Origin of the sequence: Streptomyces sp. MB09-02B, from assembly GCF_033794485.1 — a bacterium.
GTDB lineage: Bacteria > Actinomycetota > Actinomycetes > Streptomycetales > Streptomycetaceae > Streptomyces.
Genome location: NZ_JARGEE010000870.1, coordinates 1 through 1297, shown reverse-complemented (window position 1 = coordinate 1297; position 1297 = coordinate 1). Strand labels below are relative to the sequence as shown.

Below are 1297 nucleotides of genomic sequence, written 5' to 3'. Positions count from 1 at the left end.
TCCTTTTTTTTTTGTTTTAGTCACGTCAGACACTGCGTGTTCAAAAGGGGTTTTCGTGCGGGGGGGCGAGTGGTGATAAGAGAGAGGGGGTAAAAGGGGCGAGGGGGGGGGGTTTCGGGGGGGGGGCGGCGGTGTCCGGGGCGGCATCGCGCTGCTCGCCCTCGCGGCCGTGGTGTCCGGGTGCGGCGGGGGAGGCGTCGAGGAGGCCTCGGAGCGGGGCTCTGCCGGGCGGCGAGGCGGCGCCGAGGCCCGGGCGACCGCCGACACCGCCGACACCGCCGAACCGGCCCACGGTCAGCCGCGCGGTGCGGGACAGCGGGGCCGGCCGCGTCTCGACGCGCCCGCCGCGCGTGCCCTCGACGCGTACGCCGGGAAGGTGCGCCGGGCGCACGCCGCGCGGGTCGCCGCCGCGAAGCGCTGGGGGCTGGCGAGGGTGCCGCTCAGCGCGCCCGCGCCGCCTCTGGAGAAGCCGAAGCTCAGGACCCGCAAGGGCTTCGAGGTCGACGGTCACGTCGAGGACGGCCTCCCCCCGGTCTTCACCACCGTCCCCACCCGCCACAAGGTCGTTTTCCTCACCATCGACGACGGCGCCGAGAAGGACACCGCGTTCCTGCGGATGATGACCGACCTGCGGATCCCGTACACCGCCTTCCTCAGCGACTACCTGATCAAGGAGGACTACGGCTACTTCGCGCGGATGCGGGACCGTGGCGTCGCCCTCCACAACCACACCCTCCGCCACCGCCACCTGCCCCCGCTCTCCTACGCCGCCCAGCAGCGCGAGATCTGCGGGATGCAGGACGTGCTCGAGAAGCGGTACGGGACCCGGCCCACCCTCTTCCGGCCGCCGTACGGCAGCTACGACCGGGACACCCTCCGCGCCGCCGCGACCTGCGGCGTCAAGGCCGTCCCTCTGTGGAACGAGGAGGTCTTCGTCGACCGCTGGGACTACCGCGAGTCGGACCGCGAACTCCGCCCCGGCGACATCGTCCTCAGCCACTTCCGGGGCCCGTCCGACTGGAAGGGCACCATGCCCGACATGATCCGCCGCTTCCTGAACCTGGTCACCGCCGAGGGGTACGCGGTGGCGAGGCTGGAGGACTACCTGTGAGGGCCGACGGGGACCGTCGAAGCCCACACCGAAGGATGCGCCGGGGAGCGCGCGTCCCACCGGCCCGCACACCGGCGGCCCGTACGCCACCAGCCCGTACGCCGGTGGCCCGCACCCTGACCGCCCTCACGGCCCTCGCCGCACTGCTTCTCGCCGGCTGCGCGACCGCCCCCACCGCGACCGCCC

At 72.9% G+C, this 1297-nt stretch carries 1 protein-coding gene; it reads left to right on the top strand.

The window, feature by feature from the left end:
• The first annotated feature begins 151 nt into the window (after nt 1–151).
• Nucleotides 152–1111 carry a polysaccharide deacetylase family protein gene (locus tag P1P70_RS44755; RefSeq protein ID WP_413471697.1) on the top strand — a complete coding sequence of 320 codons (960 nt, stop codon included), beginning with the start codon at nt 152–154 and terminating at the stop codon, nt 1109–1111.
• The last annotated feature ends 186 nt before the right edge of the window (nt 1112–1297 follow it).